The organism is Salinisphaera sp. PC39 (assembly GCF_040361335.1).
GTDB lineage: Bacteria > Pseudomonadota > Gammaproteobacteria > Nevskiales > Salinisphaeraceae > APNM01.
On the sequence record NZ_APNM01000010.1, the window covers coordinates 114,988 to 132,560 of the forward strand.

At 66.6% G+C, this 17,573-nt stretch carries 20 protein-coding genes and 1 pseudogene; 14 read left to right on the top strand and 7 right to left on the bottom strand.

What is annotated here, in order from left to right:
• Position 1: 1 nt before the first annotated feature.
• From cls to PC39_RS11350, 5 genes are all read right to left on the bottom strand, one after another.
• The gene (gene cls / locus PC39_RS11330; protein ID WP_353253503.1) at positions 2–1,450 is read right to left on the bottom strand and encodes a cardiolipin synthase; all 1,449 of its coding nucleotides are present in this window, start codon (positions 1,448–1,450) and stop codon (positions 2–4) included.
• Positions 1,451–1,458: 8 nt separating this feature from the next.
• Complete coding sequence (locus PC39_RS11335; protein ID WP_353253504.1) at positions 1,459–2,220, bottom strand: ATP-binding cassette domain-containing protein; 762 nt, start codon at positions 2,218–2,220, stop codon at positions 1,459–1,461.
• A gap of 209 nt (positions 2,221–2,429) precedes the next feature.
• Positions 2,430–3,320: an ABC transporter permease subunit gene (locus PC39_RS11340; protein ID WP_353253505.1), complete on the bottom strand. Its 891-nt coding sequence runs from the start codon at positions 3,318–3,320 to the stop codon at positions 2,430–2,432.
• Positions 3,320–4,234 carry an oligopeptide ABC transporter permease OppB gene (oppB, locus tag PC39_RS11345; protein WP_353253506.1) on the bottom strand — a complete coding sequence of 305 codons (915 nt, stop codon included), beginning with the start codon at positions 4,232–4,234 and terminating at the stop codon, positions 3,320–3,322. The genes PC39_RS11340 and oppB overlap by 1 nt, the downstream gene beginning before the upstream one ends.
• 23 nt (positions 4,235–4,257) lie before the next feature.
• Complete coding sequence (locus PC39_RS11350) at positions 4,258–5,907, bottom strand: peptide ABC transporter substrate-binding protein (RefSeq protein WP_353253507.1); 1,650 nt, start codon at positions 5,905–5,907, stop codon at positions 4,258–4,260.
• Between the two features lie 132 nt (positions 5,908–6,039).
• Between PC39_RS11350 and PC39_RS11355 the strand changes: the two genes are divergently transcribed.
• The 8 genes from PC39_RS11355 (at position 6,040) to PC39_RS11390 (ending at position 12,040) form a co-directional block, all read left to right on the top strand.
• Positions 6,040–6,399 (top strand): sirohydrochlorin chelatase, encoded by a 360-nt coding sequence (locus PC39_RS11355; protein WP_353253508.1) that lies wholly within the window; start codon positions 6,040–6,042, stop codon positions 6,397–6,399.
• A gap of 41 nt (positions 6,400–6,440) precedes the next feature.
• Positions 6,441–7,349, top strand: coding sequence for a haloalkane dehalogenase (locus PC39_RS11360; protein WP_353253509.1), 909 nt, complete (start codon positions 6,441–6,443; stop codon positions 7,347–7,349).
• Positions 7,346–7,615, top strand: a complete 270-nt coding sequence (locus PC39_RS11365; RefSeq protein ID WP_353253510.1) for a hypothetical protein — start codon at positions 7,346–7,348, stop codon at positions 7,613–7,615. The genes PC39_RS11360 and PC39_RS11365 overlap by 4 nt, the downstream gene beginning before the upstream one ends.
• Positions 7,608–8,081 (top strand): TspO/MBR family protein, encoded by a 474-nt coding sequence (locus PC39_RS11370; RefSeq protein ID WP_353253511.1) that lies wholly within the window; start codon positions 7,608–7,610, stop codon positions 8,079–8,081. The genes PC39_RS11365 and PC39_RS11370 overlap by 8 nt, the downstream gene beginning before the upstream one ends.
• Before the next feature lie 76 nt (positions 8,082–8,157).
• Positions 8,158–8,979, top strand: a complete 822-nt coding sequence (locus PC39_RS11375; protein WP_353253512.1) for an SDR family oxidoreductase — start codon at positions 8,158–8,160, stop codon at positions 8,977–8,979.
• A 184-nt stretch (positions 8,980–9,163) separates the two neighbouring features.
• Positions 9,164–9,976, top strand: a complete 813-nt coding sequence (locus PC39_RS11380; protein ID WP_353253513.1) for an SDR family NAD(P)-dependent oxidoreductase — start codon at positions 9,164–9,166, stop codon at positions 9,974–9,976.
• A 33-nt stretch (positions 9,977–10,009) separates the two neighbouring features.
• Positions 10,010–11,416 (top strand): hypothetical protein, encoded by a 1,407-nt coding sequence (locus PC39_RS11385; protein ID WP_353253514.1) that lies wholly within the window; start codon positions 10,010–10,012, stop codon positions 11,414–11,416.
• A 96-nt stretch (positions 11,417–11,512) separates the two neighbouring features.
• Positions 11,513–12,040, top strand: coding sequence for a YIP1 family protein (locus tag PC39_RS11390; protein WP_353253515.1), 528 nt, complete (start codon positions 11,513–11,515; stop codon positions 12,038–12,040).
• 94 nt (positions 12,041–12,134) lie between these two features.
• Here PC39_RS11390 and PC39_RS11395 read toward each other — a convergent pair.
• Together PC39_RS11395 and queA are read right to left on the bottom strand one after the other, a co-directional pair.
• A pseudogene (locus PC39_RS11395) lies at positions 12,135–12,248 on the bottom strand (S-adenosylmethionine:tRNA ribosyltransferase-isomerase); the annotation flags it as partial.
• A gap of 79 nt (positions 12,249–12,327) precedes the next feature.
• Positions 12,328–13,347: a tRNA preQ1(34) S-adenosylmethionine ribosyltransferase-isomerase QueA gene (gene queA / locus PC39_RS11400; RefSeq protein ID WP_353253516.1), complete on the bottom strand. Its 1,020-nt coding sequence runs from the start codon at positions 13,345–13,347 to the stop codon at positions 12,328–12,330.
• Positions 13,348–13,445: 98 nt separating this feature from the next.
• Here queA and PC39_RS11405 point away from each other — a divergent pair, with 98 nt between their 5' ends.
• The 6 genes from PC39_RS11405 to PC39_RS11430 all read left to right on the top strand — a co-directional run bounded on the left by PC39_RS11405 (position 13,446) and on the right by PC39_RS11430 (position 17,562).
• Positions 13,446–14,204 carry a glutathione S-transferase N-terminal domain-containing protein gene (locus PC39_RS11405; protein ID WP_353253517.1) on the top strand — a complete coding sequence of 253 codons (759 nt, stop codon included), beginning with the start codon at positions 13,446–13,448 and terminating at the stop codon, positions 14,202–14,204.
• A gap of 16 nt (positions 14,205–14,220) precedes the next feature.
• Positions 14,221–14,631: a glycine zipper family protein gene (locus PC39_RS11410; protein WP_353253518.1), complete on the top strand. Its 411-nt coding sequence runs from the start codon at positions 14,221–14,223 to the stop codon at positions 14,629–14,631.
• A gap of 158 nt (positions 14,632–14,789) precedes the next feature.
• Positions 14,790–15,329 carry a hypothetical protein gene (locus PC39_RS11415; protein WP_353253519.1) on the top strand — a complete coding sequence of 180 codons (540 nt, stop codon included), beginning with the start codon at positions 14,790–14,792 and terminating at the stop codon, positions 15,327–15,329.
• 189 nt (positions 15,330–15,518) lie between these two features.
• Entirely contained in the window at positions 15,519–15,899 is a 381-nt protein-coding gene (locus tag PC39_RS11420; protein WP_353253520.1) for a hypothetical protein, read from the top strand.
• Between the two features lie 260 nt (positions 15,900–16,159).
• Positions 16,160–16,450: a protein-tyrosine phosphatase family protein gene (locus PC39_RS11425; protein WP_353253521.1), complete on the top strand. Its 291-nt coding sequence runs from the start codon at positions 16,160–16,162 to the stop codon at positions 16,448–16,450.
• A 572-nt stretch (positions 16,451–17,022) separates the two neighbouring features.
• On the top strand, positions 17,023–17,562 hold the full coding sequence (locus PC39_RS11430) for a hypothetical protein (RefSeq protein ID WP_353253522.1): 540 nt from the start codon (positions 17,023–17,025) through the stop codon (positions 17,560–17,562).
• The last annotated feature ends 11 nt before the right edge of the window (positions 17,563–17,573 follow it).

Here is a 17,573-nt window from a genome sequence, read left to right on the forward strand (position 1 = left end):
GTCAGAGGTAGGGGCTCAGCAGCCACGCCATCGAGTCGCGCAGGCGCACCGGCAGCGATCGGCCGCGGTCGTCCGCCAACGTGTACCGGCTCGAACGCGCCAGCGTGTCCACGATGTGTTCCGCCAGGCGCGGCACCAGGGCGGTGTCGTAGACCTCCACGGCCAGTTCGAAATTCAGACGCAGGCTGCGCGGGTCGATGTTGGCCGAGCCCAGCACGGCGTAGGCGTCGTCGATCACGAACAGCTTGGTGTGGGCGAACGGCGGCGGCCGGTAGTAGACCTTGACCCCCCGGACCAGCAGGTCCCGCAGACCGTGGCGCGAGGCCCAGTGCACATAGGGCAGGTTGTTGTGCGCGGGCAGCACGATGGAGACATCCAGGCCGCGCAGGGCGGCGCTCTGCAGCGCGCCCACCAGTTCCGGCGACGGCAGGAAATAGGGCGTCATGATCAGCACGCGCTGACGGGCGCTGGCCACCGCCGCGCTCAATAGCGCCGCCAGACGGTCCGTGTCCTCGGTGGGGCCGTCGTCCACGGCCCGGCAGAGGGCGTCGCCGCGGTCGGTCCGCGTGGGCGGCGTGGGCTCGGTCTGCTGGCCGGTGACGAAGGCCCAGTCGCCCAGGAAAATCGCCTCGATCTGGTTGACCACCGGCCCGCGGAAGGCGAAATGCAGGTCCTCGACCCGCCGCCGGCGGCGGTTGTCGGCGAAGTGCCGGTCGCCGATGTTCATGCCGCCGGTGAACGCCACCTCGCCGTCGGCGACCAGGATCTTGCGGTGGTTGCGCAGGTTGATCCCCAGGGAGGGCGGCAGCAGCCGCGGCGGCAGGAAACGGGCCACGCGCACCCCGCGTTTGCGCAGCAGCACGCTGGCACGGCGTCGCGGCAGGGCGTAGTAGTCCCCCACGCCGTCGATCAGTACCCGCACGTCCACGCCGCGCTCGACGGCCGCGGCTAGGGTGTCGATGAAGCGGCGGCCGATGCGGTTGGTCTCGAAGATGTACGTCGTCAGGTAGATGTAGCGCCGGGCCTTCTCGATGGCTTCGAGCATCGGCGGGAAGGCGCCCTCGCCGTTGATCAGGGGCGTCACCTCGTTGCCGCCCACCAGCGGGCAGCCGGCGAGCCGGTCGCCGGCGTTGGCGAGGCCCGTGAACAGCGCCGGCAGTGCCGGGTCCACCAGTGCCGGCTCGCTCTGCACGCCGGCCTCGCGCGGCCCCAGGCTGTGTGCCGCCCGGGCTTCGAGGCGCCGGGCGCGCATGCGCACGCGGTTGATCCCGAACAGGGCGTATAGCACCGGGCCCACCGGCGGGAACAGCAGACAGACGGCGACCCAGCCCAGCGCGGCGCTGGGGTTGCGCTTGTTCAGCAGGGCATGCAGCGCGGCGGCGATGCCGGTGAGGGCGGCCAGGACGACCGGCCCCCAGAACTGCAGCAGTGCCAGCCAATCGAGCGTCACGGCGTCGCTCAGGCGGGCCTGTCCAGGCGCGGCACGGCCGCCAGCAGCCGCCGGGTGTAATCGTGCCGGGGCCGGTAGAAAATCTCGTCGGCGCTGCCGGATTCCACGACCGCGCCGTCGTGCATCACCAGCAGCCGTTCGCAGGTGCCGGCGACCACGCCCAGATCGTGGGTGATCAGGATCACGGCGGTGTCGAAACGTTCCCGCAGGTCGCGCATCAGGTCCAGGATCTCGGCCTGGACGGTGACGTCGAGCGCGGTGGTGGGCTCGTCGGCGATCAGGATGTCGGGCTCGCAGAGCAGGCTGATGGCGATCATGATGCGCTGGCGCATGCCGCCCGAGAACTCGTGCGGGTAGTAACGGATGCGGCGCGCCGCGTCCGGGATGCGCACCGCTTCCAGCATCGCCACCGACCGGTCCAGGGCCTCGCGCCGCGACAGGCCCTTGTGGTGGGTGAGCACCTCGGTCATCTGGGTGGCGATGCGCAGGTGCGGGTTCAGCGAGGTCATCGGATCCTGGAAGATCATGCCGATGCGGTTGCCCCGCACGCGCGTCAGTTCGCGCTCGCCGGCCCCGATCAGCTCGCGCTCGCGGTACCGCGCGGAGCCGGTGACGCGGCCGTTGGCGGCGAGCAGGCCCATGAGCGCGAGCACCGTCTGGCTCTTGCCCGAGCCCGACTCGCCCACGATCCCCAGGGTCTCGCCCGGCGCCAGGGTGAAATCCAGGCCGCGCACCGCCTCGATCGCGCCGTCCGGCGTATCGAAGCTCACCTTTAGGTTTTTTACCTCAAGCAGCATAAGAGGCTAACCACAGAGGCACAGAGATCACAGAGCAAACACACAATGGGGCGAATGGCCCAGGAACGACGAGCGCAAAGGGCTTTTTGCCTTTCCGTTTTTCGCGTCTTTTGTGTCTTCACGGTTTTGAATCTTGTCTTCCTCTGTGTTCTCTGTGTCTCTGTGGTTTTGATTCTTCAAATCTAACGATCCTTCGGGTCGAGTGCATCGCGCAAGCCGTCGCCGATGAAGTTGAAGCAGAACAGGGTGGCGGCGAGGAAGCAGGCCGGGAAGATCAGCAGCCAGGGGGCGCGGCCCATCTCGTCGGCGCCGTCCTTGACCAGCGAGCCCCAGGAGGTCGCCGGTTCCTGCACGCCCAGGCCCAGGAAGCTCAGGAACGATTCGAACAGGATCACCTGGGGGATGGTCAGGGTCACGTACACCGCCACCACGCCGAGCAGGTTGGGCACGATGTGGCGGCGGATGACGTCGGCCGAGGAGGCGCCGGCCATGCGCGCGGCCTCGATGAATTCCTTCTCCTTCAGGGAGAGGGTCTGGCCGCGCACGATGCGCGCCATGTCCAGCCAGTTGATGGCGCCGATGGCCACGAAGATCAGCAGGATGTTGCGGCCGAAGAACACCATCAGCAGGATCACGAAGAACAGGAAGGGCATCGCGTAGAGGATGTCCACGATGCGCATCATCACCGAGTCCACGCGCCCGCCCAGGTAGCCGGCCACGGCGCCGTAGGTGACGCCGATCGCCAGGCTCACCAGGGTCGCCACCAGGCCGATGGCCAGCGACAGGCGGCCGCCGGAGAGCGTGCGCACGAACACGTCCCGGCCCAGGCTGTCGGTGCCGAAATAGTGGGCGTCGGCCACCGACGGCGGTTGCCAGATGGCGCCGTAGTCCTGGGTGTCGTACGCATGCGGGCTCAGCCAGGGGCCCACGATCACCGTCACCAGCATCAGTGCCAGCACCGTACAGGCGGCCAGGGCCGCCCGGTTGCGCATCAGGCGCCGCGCGGCGTCGCGCCACAGTCCGCGCCCGCGGACTTCGGCAGCGGCTTCCAGCGTTTCGCCGTGGCCGGTCATCAGTATTTCACCCGTGGATCGAGCCAGGCATAGACCAGGTCGACGATCAGATTGAAGACCACGATCAGGATGCCGTAGAACAGCACCACGCCCATCACCAGGGTGTAGTCGCGGTTGAGGGCGCCCTGGACGAAAAAGCGTCCCAGGCCGGGGATGCCGAAGATGGTCTCGATCACCACCGAGCCGGTGATGATGCCGGCCGTGGCCGGCCCCAGGAACGACACCACCGGCGTCAGCGCCGCCGGCAGGGCGTGCAGGAACAGCACGCGGCGCATCGGCAGGCCCTTGGCGCGCGCGGTCCGGATGTAATCCGAGCGCAGCACCTCGATGGTCGAGCCCCGCGTCAGGCGCGCCACGTAGGCCATGATCGCGGTCCCCAGCGCGATCACCGGGATCACGTAGTGGCTGGGTCCGCCCAGGCCGCCGGCCGGCAGCCAGTCACGGTGCACCGCGAGCAGCAGTATCAGCAGCGGCGCCAGCACGAAATTGGGGATGGATATCCCCAGCATCGCCAGGGTCATCAGGCCGTAGTCCGTGATCCGGTTCTGGCGCAGGGCGGCGAGGATGCCGATGGGCACGCCCAGGAGCAGCGCGAACACCAGCGACGCCAGCCCCAGCTTGAGCGAGACCGGGAAGCCGCTGGCGATGAGCTGGTTGACGGTCAGGTCCTGGTACTGGAACGAGGGCCCGAAGTCGAAATGCATCACGTCCCAGAGATAGCGGGCGTACTGCTCGTACAGCGGCTCGTCCAGGTGATACTTCGCCCGCAGGTTGGCCTCGATCTGCGGCGGGAGCTGCTTCTCGGCGTCGAACGGTCCGCCGGGCGCCGCCCGGATCATGACGAACGCCAGCGTGAGCAGGATCAGCAGCGTCGGGATCGCGCCGGCGATGCGGCGGATGGCATAGGCCAGCATCGGTCAGCGCTCCCGGGTCCGGCTCAACCCGCGTCCTCCGCGCGGATGCGGATGTCCTTGCTGTAATAGTGGCCCATGGGATTGCCGACGTAGCCCTCGACGTAGGGCTTGATCAGCTTCTTGCTGGTGCCGAAGAAGATCGGGATCACCGGGTGATCCGACAGCAGCAGGGCCTCGGCCTCGCGCAGCAGGCGCCGGCGCTCCTCGCCGCCGGCCGTGCGGGAGGCCTTCTCCAGCAGGGCGTCGTAGCGTGGGTTGTCGTAGCCGGCGCCGTTGATGCCGAACTCCGAGTGCAGCAACTCCAGGAAGGTATAGGGATCGTCGTAATCGCCCACCCAGCCGGCGCGGTAGACCTCGGTGACCTCGCGCTCGGAGACGTTCTGCAGGAAGACCTTCCATTCCTCGTTGATCAGGGTGACGTCCGCGCCCAGGGTCGTCTTCCACATGTTGGCGATCGCCGAGGCGATCTTCTTGTGGGACTCCATGGTGTTGTAGCGGATCTCGACCTCGAGGGGTTCGTCCTCGGTGTAGCCGGCCTCGCGGTAGAGGCGCCTGGCCGCCTCGATGCGTTTGTCCCGCGACCAGTCGGCGTAGTCCAGGCGTGCCCCCTCGTAGTCGCTGACCACCGGCGGCACCCAGCTATAGGCCGGGATCTCGCCGCCGCGGGTGATCTTCTCGACGATGGTTTCGCGGTCGATCGCCAGCGACAGGGCCCGCCGCAGCTTCGGCGCGTCCTTGAACGGCGGCCGGGTGACGTTGAGGCCGTAGTAGTAGTTGCTCAGGCTGGGCTGGACCCGGAACTGGTCGGGGATGTGGCGCTTGAGCTTCTCCAGCTCCGGGATCGGGACCGTGCCGGTCCAGTCGAGGCCGCCGGCCTGATAGCGCTTGAGCTCGGAGGCGGCGTCCGTGATCGGGTAGTACTCGACCCGCTGCACGCCCACGTTCTCCGCGTCCCAGTACTCCGGGTCGGCCGCCAGCGCGATGTGCGAGGCCACGACCCATTCCTCCAGGGTGTAGGCGCCGTTGGTGACCGCGTTCTCCGGCTGCGTGAACTGGTCGCCGTGGGCCTCCACCGCCGGCCGGTAGACCGGATAGGTGGTGCTGTGGGTGAGCAGCCCCAGGAAGTAGGGCGTGGGCGCCTTCAGGCGGATGCGCAGGGTGTGGTCGTCCACCACCTCGACGCCGAGCGCTTGCGGCGGCTTGTCGCCGGCGACGATCGCCTCGGCGTTCTCGATCGGCGCCAGGATGCTGGCGTAGACCGAGCCGGTGGCGGGATCCACCGTGCGCCTGAGGCCGTAGGCGTAGTCGCTCGCCGTGACCGGCTCACCGTTGGACCAGCGCGCCGCCTCGCGCAGGTGGAAGGTATAGACGGTGCGGTCCTCGCTGATCTCCCAGCTTGCGGCGCCGCCGGGCTCCAGGGTGCCGTCGGGTTTTTCGGAGACCAGGCCCTCGTAGAGATCGCGCAGGATGTTGGCGGCGGGCACGCCCTGGGCCTTGTGCGGGTCCAGGGTGCCGGGTTCGGCGCCGTTACCCTTGCGCAGCACCGCGGTGCCGTCCGGCAGGATCTTGGGCGCGATCTTGTTATGGAATTGGTCGCCGCCGGTCTCCCCGCAACCGCCCAGCAGGGCCATGCCCGCGACAAGCGCACTCAGCAACAGGATCGGGTGCCGCATCAGCCTTTCTCGTGTCTCGGGAAAGCGGTCAGACTACAATAAATGACGTGATTGGTGATTTGTGATTGGTGATTCGTCAAGGGGCCGATGTGCCGCGCTCCCGGGGGACGGGCTTCCTGTTAAGCTGAACGCATGAACGAATCCCTGCTCTTGATCGCCCACGGCAGCCGCCGCGAGGCGTCTAACGACGAGGTCCGGGAGTTGACCGTGCGGCTGCGGTCCGCGGCCGCCGACCGTTTCCACGAGGTGGATTGTGCCTTCCTGGAACTGGCGGAGCCGTCCATCCCCGACGGCATCCAGCGCTTGATCGACGGCGGGGCGCAAGCGGTGACGGTGTTGCCCTATTTCCTGGCCGCCGGCCGCCATGTGATCCAGGACGTGCCGGCACTGGTGGCGGAGAAGCGCGCCGACCATCCGGAGGTGGACATCCGCATCGCGCCCTACCTGGGCACGTCCGACGAGATACCGCGCCTGCTCCTCTCCCTGGTCTGAGGCGGCGGCGCCAGCACTAGAAAAACGGAGGAGAGATCCGAATGGGCACCAAGCTCGGCTACGAGAAGCAATACGTCGACATCCTCGACCGGCGGATGGCCTACATCGACGTCGGCTGGGGCGACCCGATCGTGTTCCTGCACGGCAACCCCACCTCGTCCTATCTCTGGCGCAACGTGATCCCGCACCTGGAGTCGCTGGGCCGCTGCGTGGCGCCGGACCTGATCGGCATGGGCGATTCCGAGAAGCTCCAGTCCTCGGGGCCGGATGTCTACACCTTCCAGCAGCACCGCAAGTACCTGGACGAGCTGCTGGACCGGTTGTCGGTGAAGCGCAACGTGATCCTGGTGATCCACGACTGGGGCTCGGGCCTGGGCTTCGATTGGGCCCGCCGCAACCGCGACAAGGTCGCCGGCATCGCCTACATGGAGGCGATCGTGCAGCCGGTGACCTGGGACGACTGGCCCGAGGACGCGCGCAAGGTCTTCCAGGCCATGCGCTCGCCGGCCGGCGAGGAGATGGTGCTGGAGAAGAACGTCTTCGTGGAACGCATCCTGCCGGCCTCGATTCTGCGCGAGCTCAAGCCCGAGGAGATGGAAGAGTACCGGCGCCCGTTCGCCAAGGGCGGCGAGCACCGGCGGCCGACCCTGACCTGGCCGCGCCAGATCCCGATCGACGGCGAGCCGGCGGACGTGACCCAAATCGTCGAGGACTACGGCAAGTGGCTGTCCGAGGACGCATCCCTGCCCAAGCTGTTCATCAACGCCGACCCGGGCAGCATCCTGGTGGGCCGCCAGCGCGAGTTCTGCCGGAGCTGGCCCAACCAGGACGAGATCACGGTGCGCGGCTCGCATTTCATCCAGGAGGACTCGCCGGACGAGATCGGCATGGCCGTGGCGGCCTTCGTCTCGCGTCTGCGCAAGGCCGAGTCCCAGGGAGAAACAACATGATTGACGACCGCCGCTTCTGGCTCGCCAACAACGCCCTGGTGGTGCTGCTGCACATCGCCGGCATCGGGCTCTACGTCACCGAGGGGCTGAGCAATCCGCTGGTCCAGCTCTGGGCGATCATTGTGATTATCCACATCCTGGAGATCCCCATCGCCTTCCTGGCCCTGGCCGACCGGCCGGTGCCCTGGGGGCTGACGGTGTTCGCCACGCTGATCTTCGGCTTCACCTGGTGGGTGCCGGCCCGGCGCGGTCTCTACCATGCCTGAGCCGTTCGGCGGCCGGCCGGTGCTGGCCGCCGTTCTCTGCGCGGCCGCCGTGCTCGCGGCCGCCGCCACTGGCGTGATCTTCCAGCCGGGCGCCTGGTACGCGGGCCTGGTCAAGCCGCCCGGCACCCCGCCGGACTGGCTGTTCCCGGTTGCCTGGACCACCCTTTACACCCTGATGGCCGTGGCCGCCTGGCTGGTCTGGCGGGCCGCCGGCCCCGGCGGCCGCGGCGCGCTGACGCTGTTCGGTGTGCAGCTCGCCCTCAACGCCGTCTGGACCCCGGTGGTGTTCGGTGCCCACGCCCTGGCCGCCGGCCTCGGGGTCATCGTGTTGCTGTGGCTGGCCCTGGCGGCCACCATCCGGGCCTTCGGCGAGCTGCGGCCGGCCGCGGCCTGGCTGCTCGCGCCCTACCTGGCCTGGGTGACCTACGCCGGCTATCTCAATGCCGGCCTGCTGTTTTTCAACTGACGCCACGAGGGCGTGGCTTCGCGACCTCGTGGCGAGCCGGTAGACTGCCGGCTCCGATAAGAAAGGAGGAGGAAACATGGACCTGACCCGGGTATTCGCGCCCGACCTGTTCGACGGCAAGACGGTATTCGTCACCGGCGGCGGCAGCGGCATCAATCTCGGCATCGCCAAGTGCTTCGCCCGCCTGGGGGCAGACGTGGCCATCTGCGGTCGCACCCAGGAGAAACTGGACGCGGCGGCCGAGGAGCTGCGCGCCCTGGGCGCCAAGGTGTCGACCCGCGCCGCCGACGTGCGCGACATGGACGCGCTGTCCGCCGCCATGGAGACCGCGCGCGACGAGCTGGGCCCGATCGACGTCCTGGTGGCGGGTGCCGCCGGCAACTTCCCGGCCCCGGCCGAGAAGCTCTCCGCCAACGGTTTCAAGAGCGTCATCGACATCGACCTGCTGGGCTCGTTCAACGCCGCGCGCTCGGCCTTCGAGCAGCTCAAGGAAACCAACGGCTGCATCATCTTCATCTCCGCCGGCCAGGCCTTCATGCCCTACGCCATGCAGGCGCACGTGGGCGCCGCCAAGGCCGGCATCGACAACATGATGCGCACCCTGGCCCTGGAGTGGGGCCGCTTCGGCATCCGCGCCAACAGCATCGTGCCCGGCCCCATCCGCGGCACCGAGGGCATGAAGCGCCTCGCGCCCGCCGGCATGGACGACAAGCTGGCGAAGCTGGTGCCGATGCAGCGCATGGGCGAGGTCGACGACGTCGGCCAGGTCGCCTGCTTCCTGGCCTCGCCCCTGGCCGGCTATGTCACCGGCAGCCTGGTGATGGCCGACGGCGGCATGAACCTGCCCGGCTCCGGCGTCTGGGCGCAGGTGTTCGGGGAGATGGCGGGCGGCAAGTAAATCCCCCTTGGTCCCCCTTTGCGAAAGGGGGAACGAGGTCGGTCGTTCCCTTTGGAGGAGAGCCAGAGGGGATTCGGCGGAGCCGCGGCATAGCCAAACGCCGCCGCCCTCTGTACAAAGAAACGGGGTACAAAGGAAGCGGGCGCGAGACCCGCGATAACGCCGACGCGAGGAGGACACCGTCATGGCCACCAGCAAGTTCGCCCGCAAGTACGGTCCCTGGGCCCTGATCACCGGCGCGTCGTCCGGGCTGGGCGCGGAGTTCGCGCGCCAGCTCGCGGCGGCCGGCCTCAACCTGGCCCTGCTGGCCCGCCGCCGGGAGCGCCTGGACGAACTCGGCGCCAAGCTGGCGGACGACTACGACATCGACACGGTCTCGATCCCGGCCGACCTGTCGCAACGCGACTTCATGGAAGACGTCCGCGGGCGCATCTCGGACCTGGAGATCGGCCTGCTGGTGAACAACGCCGGCTTCGGCCAGACCGGCGCCTTCCTCAACGGTGACCTGGACGCCGACCTCAAGATGCTGGACGTGAACTGCCGGGCGCCGCTGATCCTGACCCACGAGATCGGCCAGGCCATGGCCCGGCGCGGGCGCGGCGGCATCGTGATGGTGGCCTCGCTGGCCGGGCTCATGCCCAACCCCTACTTCGCCCACTACTCGGCCACCAAGGCCTGGGACCTGTACCTGGGCGAGGGCCTGAACGTGGAGCTGGCCGGCCGCGGCATCGACGTGGTCAGCCTCTGTCCGGGGCCGACGCGGACCGAGTTCTTCGAGGTCGCGGACGTGGACGAGGCCGCCTTGCCGGCCGCCGCGCGCCGCATCATCATGGACGCCGACGACGTCGTCGCCGCCGCGCTCAAGGGCCTGGGGCACCGGAGCGTGGTGGTGCCGGGCGTCAGCAACAAGCTCATGGCGGGCAGCAGCCGGCTGGTGCCGCGCGGCCTCAACGCCCGCCTCGTGGGACGCATAATGAAAATGGCCGCGGGCCGGTAATCCCGGTCCGCCGGCCGGCGGAGGAGATCGTCGATGAGCACGCCGCGCGCGACCGGCCCGGAACAGCCGGGCTGGGATTGGGGACCGTTCACCTTCCGGCTGCCGTTCTATCACACGCGGCTGTACTGGCCGGAGTTCCTGCAGGGCATCGCCCTGGCCTCGGCCACCGGCCTGGCCCTGGTGCCGATGATGACCGCGCACTTCGGGCTGACCTTCGAGCAGGCCGTGGCCATGTCCTTCGTCCACGGTTTCCTGATCGGCATCGCCCCCATCGTGTTCGGCGAGCCCTACGCCCCCGGCTGGGTGACGCCCGCCCTGCCGCTGGTGCTCACCTTCGTGCTCACCGGCTACGAGACGCCCACCGAGCGCTTCCAGGCCATGACCGCGCTCACCCTGGACCTGGCCTTCATGCTCGCGGTGCTGGGCCTGACCGGGCTCGGGCGACGATTCATGGAATGGCTGCCGGCCGCGCTCAAGGCCAGTCTGGTCCTGGGCGCGGCCATCGCCTCGTTCAAGCGGGTGTTCATCGACGACGCCCCGGACTACCTGTTCGCCCAGCCCATCACCACCATCGCCGCCTGCGCGGTTTGCCTGCTGTTCATCTTCTCCATCCCGTTCCGGGCGCTGAAGCTGAAATACCGGCCGCTGATGGTGCTCGGCAGCCTGGGCCTGCTGCCCGGGTTCCTGGTGGCCGCGGCGGTGGGGCCGCTGGTGGGCGAGGTCAGCTACGACATCCAGTGGGGCATCCTGGTGCCGCCGGTGCACGAGGTCTGGCAGCAGGTGTCGCCGTTCGTGATCGGTTGGCCGAGCTGGGAGATGTTCCTGGCCGCGGCGCCGCTGGCCTTCATCACCTACATCATCCTGTTCGGCGACCTGGTCACCGCCAACGAGATCACCCGCGAGGCCCAGGCCGACCGCCCGGACGAGACCCCGCGCATCGACACCACGCGCACCCACCTCTCGGTGGCCCTGCGCAACCTCGCCATGGGCATCTTCGCGCCCTTCTTTCCGACCCAGGGCAGCGTCTGGGCCGGGGTGCACGTGGTGATCGTGCAGCGCTGGCGCCAGGGCAGCGACCACATGGACTCGCTGTTCAGCGGCATCCACTCGTACTACTTCATGGGCATCCCGTTCATCTACTTCCTGCTGCCCCTGCTCACCGGCCTCAAGCCGCTGATGGGCATCGCCCTGTCGCTGACCCTGGTGCTCACCGGCTTCGCCTGCGCCTACGTCGCCATGGCCATCGCCCGCCATCCCACCGAGCGCGGCATCGCCCTGATGGCCGGCATGGCCCTGGCAATCTTCGAGCCCTGGGTCGGCCTGCTGGTCGGTATCGTCGCCTCCGTCGCCCTCGTCGGCAGCCGTGACGCCGAGGCCATGGAAGAGAAGATCGCCGCCCAGGAGCGCGCCTACCGCGAGGCACGCAAACCCCGGTCGTGACAGGCAGGTCCGCAGCGCCTGCCCCCGACTTCGACCGCCGGCGGCGCGTGCGGCAGAATGGCCGCTGACTCAAATCAGACCAGGGAGAAGCCCACGATGGCCAGCTTCACAGAACGCATGCTCGGCGCCGCCAAGCTCGATCCCGCCACCTACGAGGAAGTCGAGGCCGACCGCGGGGCCACCCTGCACGCCATGGGCGTGGTGGTGCTGGCGGCACTGGCCACGGGCATCGGCGCCATCGCCCAGGTGGGCATCCAGGGCCTGATCCTGAGCGTGATCGCCGCCGTGGTCGGCTGGGCCGTCTGGGCGGCCCTGATCTGGCTGATCGGCACCAAGCTGCTGCCGGAGGCGAGCACCGAGTCGGACTGGGGCGAGGTGGCACGCACCACCGGCTTCGCGCAGGCTCCGGGCCTGCTGCGCGTGTTCGGTTTCATCCCGGTGCTGGGGCCGCTGGTGGTGCTGGCGGCCAGCATCTGGCAGATCGTTGCGGTGGTCATCGCCGTGCGCCAGGCCCTGGACTACACCCAGACCTGGCGCGCCGTGGTCGTGGTGCTCATCGGCTGGCTCGCCAACCTGGCCCTGTTCCTCCTGCTCATGGGCGGCACCGGGACCCCCGCCGCCTGAGCCGCCGGCTCAGGCGATCAGCATCGCATCTGAGGTAATCCCCTCTCCCCCTCGAGGGGGAGAGGGCCAGGGTGAGGGGGCGACAAACAATCTCTCATCGGACGAACATGGCGTCCCCGTAGGACAGGAACCGATACCCCGACGCCACCGCGTGCCGGTACGCCGCCAGCACCTTCTCCCGCCCGGCGAAGGCGCACACCAGCATCAGCCCGGCGCGACACATGAAGGTAATCCCCTCTCCCCCTCGAGGGGGAGAGGGTCAGGGTGAGGGGGCGACGAATAATCTCTCATCGGATGAACATCGCGTCCCCGTAGGACAGGAACCGATACCCCGACGTCACCGCGTGCCGATACGCCGCCAGCACCTTCTCCCGCCCGGCGAAGGCGCACACCAGCATCAGCAGGGTCGATTCCGGCTCGTGGAAATTGGTGACCAGCGCGTCGACCACATTGAAGCGGTAGCCCGGCCTGATGAACAGGTCGGTCTCGCCGGCGAACGGTTTCAGTTCGCCGCAAGCGGCGGCCGCCTCCAGACTCCGCACCACCGTCGTGCCCACCGCCACCACCCGGCCGCCACGCTCGCGGGTCTCGGCCACCCGCCGGCACAGGGTCTCGCCGACATCGATGCGCTCGGCGTGCAGCCGATGCCTCGACAAATCCTCGTCGCGCACCCGCTGGTAGGTGCCGGAGCCCACGTGCAGGGTTACGTAGCCGAATTCCACCCCGCGCTCGCGCAGCTTCTCCAACAGGGCGTCGTCGAAATGCAGGCCCGCCGTGGGCGCCGCCACGGCGCCCTCGCGCCGGGCCCAGACCGTCTGGTAGCGCTCGCGGTCGAAGGGTTCGTCCGAGCGCTCGATGTAGGGCGGCAGCGGCACGTGGCCGTGGCTCTCCAGCAGGGTGCCCACGTCCGCGTCCGCCAGTTCGATCGTGAACAGCTCGCCCGCCCGGTCCGCGACCGTGGCCCGCACGTCGCCGTCGCCCAGCCGCAGCTCGCCGCCGGGCCGCGGCGTCTTACTGGCCCGCAGCTTGGCCGTGAAGCGGCGAGTGTCCAGCACCCGCTCCACCAGCAGCTCCAGCGCCCCGCCGGTGGCCTTGCGGCCATACAGCCGCGCCGGGATCACCCGCGTGTCGTTGAACACCATCAGGTCGCCGGGCGCGAGCAGGTCCGGCAGGTCGCGCACGCCGCGGTCGGCCAGCGAGCCGTCCGCGCGGTCCAGACACAGCATGCGGCTGGCGCTGCGCTCGGGCAGCGGCTGCTGGGCGATCCGCCCGGCCGGCAACTCGTAATGGAAATCGGAACGCCGCATGGCGGCGGCATGTTACCGCGGATGGCCCCGCGAGTGGACGACGCCGGCCGCGCGCTCTCCAGTACAATAAGGGCATCATCCGTGCCGGCGAACGACGCATGAGCCTGCTCGACACCCTCAGTTCCACCCTGGCCAGCACCGCCCGCGGCTGGCGCGGCACCGTGGCCCGCCCCGCGGCCCGGCAGCCGGCGCAGCCGCTGGAGCTCTACGAATTCGAGGGCTGCCCCTTCTGCCGCCTGGTGCGCGAGGCCCTCACCGAGCTGGATCTGGACGCCCTGATCCATCCCTGTCCCAAGGGCGGCACCCGCTACCGCCCCGTGGTCGAGAGCCTGGGCGGCAAGGCCCAGTTCCCGTTCCTGGTGGACCCCAACACCGGCGAGCGGATGTACGAGTCCGCCGCCATCGTCGATTACCTGTACCGCACCTACGGCGACCGCCGGGCGCCGCGCCGCCCGCTGGGCGGGGCTCCGGCCCTGGTCGGCTCGCAGATGGCCACCGCCCTGCGCGGCCTCCGCGGCATGCGCGCCGACGCCGCGCGGCGCCCGCCGGAAAAGCCGCTGGAGCTGTACAGCTTCGAATCCAGCCCCTTCTCGCGACCGGTGCGCGAGACCCTGTGCGAGCTGGAGATCCCCTATCTCCTGCGCAGCTTCGGCAAGGCCAGCGGCCCCGACATGGGCCCGCCCTGGGTGCGGCGCAAGTTTTTCCCGGACGCTCCCGTTGAGGGGCGCAACCGTAAGCGCATGCGCGAACAGACCGGGCGCCTCCAGGTGCCGTACCTGGTCGACCCCAATACCGGCGATGCCCTCTACGAATCCCAGGCGATCGTCGACTACCTGCGCAAGACCTACGGCCACTGAGGCCGGGAGCGCCGCCATGCACAACCCGTCCCGCCTGGCCGTCCCGGCCATCCTCCTGGCCGCCGCCCTGGCCGGCTGCGCCACCCAGCGCCCGGTCCTCTACCCCGAGGCCCGCGCCACCGGCGACCCCCAGGCCGCCATTGAACTGTGCATGCAAAAGGCCGAGGCCGCCGGCCTGGATTACCACGACGGCGGCGAAATCCCCCGCCGCACGGCCGAGGGCGGCGTGGTCGGTGGCGCCACCGGCGCGGCCGCCGGCGCGGTCCTGGGCGACACCGGCAAGGGCGCCGCCGTCGGCGCCGCGGCCGGCGCCACCCGGGGCCTGTTCCGCGGCCTGTTCGCCGCCGACCGCCCTGACCCCGTCTACCGCCGCTTCGTCGACTACTGTCTGCGGGAGCGGGGATACGAGCCGATCGGGTGGAAATAGCCCGACAAACCGGCGGGTAGCGGGCCTACGGGCAGGGCCCGCGCGGATTTGCTACTTTCGGGGGTGAAGGATCACCTCGTCGGAACCGGCCAAGGAGGCAACGGTGCTGCCAATAGCCCCGATACCGCAAAATGCCGCATGCGCCCTTTGGGGGCGTCATGCATAGCGGCTTCTCATACCTTTCGGAACTCGTCACCGAGTTCTTCGCCAGTACCAACGTACGCCGCGGCTTCAACGTCATATACGACTGCGACATAAGCGGCTGGGAAACGTGGCTCCAGATCGAATTCGCCGCCTTCCTGTCGGCGCATCCCTCCGAACCCGAGTGGTACCGCGAGTGGTCGGTCGAGTACGACCGCCGGATGGAAAAGCGGAAGAATCTGCTTCGTCCCGACTTCCTGATCCGCAAGAAAGGCTGGTATCGGGAGTCCTACGCCTCGATCGAACTCAAGCAGGCCAAGTCGGCCAAATCCTGTATCAGGAAGCTGGTCAACGATATCGAGAAGCTGGACAAGGCCAAATACTCCAGCCTGGAGATCAGAACCGCCTGGGTGCTGGGCGTCTTCCGGAGGACGTCGAAAGCCCAGGTCCTGCAATACGCCAGAGAGGCCTGCGAGGCGACGGGCTACGAGTTCGACGAGAACTATGTCGTCAATCGCGTGATACCGCGAACGGAGTATGCGTATTGTTTCTTTTGAGGCTTGCGTGATTGGAGTCGCGATATTGCGAGCGCGACACGTTGGATTTTTCTAGGTTCGTTATTACAGGACATATCCCGCCAAGGCGAGCTAGGGAGGCTGTAGTGTTATACAGAATTCCTCGATATTCATATTAGAGACGTTCATCTAATCTCTTTTGGGCCTATCAATAACCGCGAGTTCCACATAATGAGTAAATCGGAAAACGAGGAGATGCTAATTCCGGTGGCTTTGGCTACGGGCGCGTTTGACGACCGCGAAGCTATGCTCCTAATTGCATATTCGAGCGGCGAAGTCGTTCACTGCGGGAAGAAGACCTATATGACCGTCGAATCAGCGCTCGATTGGAATCGCAATGAACTGCAATTTTCCTCAGGCGTAGAAAAAGAATACAGAAGCCTACTAGTCAGGCAATTGGAGGCTGCGGTTTACTCCGGTGAGTTCCAGTATTCGGATGAGCTTATCGAAAAATGGGCATTGGCCTTTCCTCATCACGCGAAGAGCCTGCTCAAATCTCAGAGCAAGAAGATTGATCCCGCCCTTAAAGAACTTATCCGGAATGCGAAGTAAGTCCAACAGATCGCTACAGTTGACCGCCCCTGGCGGGGCGGCAACTGAGCTTTGGCGTTAGAAGGTGAAGCATGGAGTGCATACATGAGCGAGTGCTGGTAGGGAATGAATTTGCCTGTCGTACCGGCGGGGACGGGTTCTGGGTCGTTCACGCTTGTAAGAGTCCTTGCCACCAGCGTGCAGTCGGGTACAGAGGGAATCTGCCCAAGAATCATCCGAACTATCTCTGGCTCCGGCAAGGAGCGGATCTGTACCTCAACATGATCGATCCGCCTGTTCCACTGTTCCCGGATGAACTGTTTGAAGTATTTCTCCCCTTCGCTCGCGAGGCGTGGAATTCTGGCGGAACGTTGATTATCCACTGCAATCAAGGCGAGTCACGCGCGCCTTCGCTCGCCATGATTTTTCTCGCCAAGATTGTAGGATCATTGCCTAATGACAGCTTCGACGTGGCACGGCGGGAGTTTGTGCAGGGCTTTCCCGGTTACGCCCCCGGCGGTGGGATCGAGAAGTATTTGACGTCCAACTGGGAAAAGCTAGATGGCTTCTAACAACAGCTTCAACCGGACCGACTTTCCCACTGGCGCTCCAAAGACAACCGGTTAAGCTGAACGTTAGAGCACGAACGATATGACCTGCTACTACTCGAGGGGAATGAGAGTCGTCCCGACCTGGCTCTTCGCGTTGGCAATCCTTGGGCCAGCCATTTGGGCGTGCTTCACCAGTGACGGGATTACGCTAAAAGTCATGGGCATTGTCTTCCTGGGTCTTCTGGCGGTAATGGCCTGGTTTACGTACTGGCACATTAGTCGCCCGATCATAGAGGTGGCAGGCGATCGGGTGGCGGTCCGCGGGCTACTTCGGCCCCAGCGTGAGTTGGACGATCTCGAAAATTACAAGTTGGTCATAAGTAATGACTATTTGGCCTTTCGACCGTCGGACGGACAAGACATCACGATTGATCGAGGGGATTTTTCGAAACGCAAGTGGCAGGAGCTTATAAAGGACCTTCGATCTCTTCCGATTACCGAGTATGAAGGAATATAGCTCTAACAAAGCGCTGCAGGCGACGCAGCAAAGTTGCGCGCCTGAGCGCGATCGTTAGGCATACAAAGGAGATATCGTGCCATCTGCAGAATTTGAAGAGCGTGAATTTGAAACTCCGTTGTATAGCCAACTACAACATACCAGTTTGGTATGGTCCCCGGGTCAGGTGCTAGAAGGGCATGTGGGGTTCGATTACGCGGCGTTATGCATGGACCCTCGAATCTGGGATATTCATGATATTGAAGCGCCATTCGCCGGCGTTTTACTGGATGATTTACGAATTCTTTGGAACATGAGACGGGCCAGAAGCCCAAGGCCTCTGCCAAATTTTAAATTGAACCTGTTTCTTCAAGCAAAGCGTCCAGAGCATATAAAGCGTGTGGCCAGTAAACTCAGGCAGCGAGGAATTCAGGGCCCATATTGGCGCTTCAATATCGAACGTATTCAACAGGAACTACTTGATTTTCTGGCTAGCCAAATGCAAGAGAAAGGTCTCGTTTGTTACGCGTCACCAGCATTCCATAGGTTAAGTCAACTATATAGTCATATTACCTCAGGTACTATGGTTGAGAATTCAATGAACCGCCCCGGTTATCCTGGAGGCTCGTGGGTTTGAGTCACGCCGCC